1 pseudogene is annotated in these 1,012 nt (G+C 72.2%); it reads right to left on the minus strand.

Going from position 1 to position 1,012, the window contains the following annotated elements:
• A pseudogene (locus D2K64_RS23755) lies at positions 1-1,012 on the minus strand (hypothetical protein); the annotation flags it as partial.

Below are 1,012 nucleotides of genomic sequence, written 5' to 3' on the forward strand. Positions count from 1 at the left end.
CCAGCGCGACGCTGACACCGACGCCGCCGCCGGTATCCTTGCTGTAGGCGGAACCACCCGTGCCGCCGCCGCCGCCGATGGACTGCAGCACCATGCCCGGGGCATGCAGGCCTTGTGTCGCGATGAAGCCGTGGTTGGCCGCCTGCACGGACGAGGACGTGCCACCGGCGGCGGCGGAGCCGCCGACCGCCATGGACACCGGTCCGATCGCGTCGGCGCTGGCATTGCCGCCATTGCCGCCACCGCCGCCGACCGACTGCGCCAGCACGCCGCTGGAGCGCTCGCCGGAGGTCAGGATGTTGTCGCTCGTCTGCACCGTGACGGAGCCGCCATTGCCGGCGGAGGCACCGCTGCCGCCCACGGTCTGGAGAAAGCCCTTGGCGTCGCCGCCGCTGCCACCGCCGCCGCCGATGCTCTGGGCGAGGATGCCCTGCGCGTTGGTACCGGATGTGACGGTGGTGCCGGCGCTGGTGACGCTGACGCTCCTGCCGTCGCCGCCGCCACCCCCGGCGCCGCCTCCTGCACCGAACCCGCCGGCCTTGCCGCCATCCTGACCCACGCCGCCGAGCGACTGCGCCTGGATGCCCGGCGCCAGGTTACTGGAGGTCTGGATGGTGGCGTTCTTCCAGACGGTCACGTTGCCTGCGTCGTTCCCCCTGCCGGCATTGCCGCCGGAGGAGATTGAGTGTCCGGCCCCGCCGGCGCCGCCCGCGCCACCGAGGGACGTGGCGTAGATCGCGCCCTCGTCGGTTGCGACATTCGTAGTTTCCGGATTGGGGGATGAGAACCACACATTCACGTCGCCGCCCTTGCCACCGCTGGCGCCGTCGCCGCCCTGCGCACTATCGTCCGAGCTGGACTTACCGCCATCGCCGCCGCTGCCGCCCGCGGACGTCGCAGAGATCAGGCTGCCCCCGCTGATGGCGCCGGAGATGGCAACCTGGACGTCCCCGCCATCGCCGCCCCGGCCTCCATATCCGCCATCGTAGCCGGAGCCGAACCCGATAGTGGG

It is taken from the genome of Teichococcus vastitatis (assembly GCF_003604215.1).
Lineage (GTDB): Bacteria > Pseudomonadota > Alphaproteobacteria > Acetobacterales > Acetobacteraceae > Pseudoroseomonas > Pseudoroseomonas vastitatis.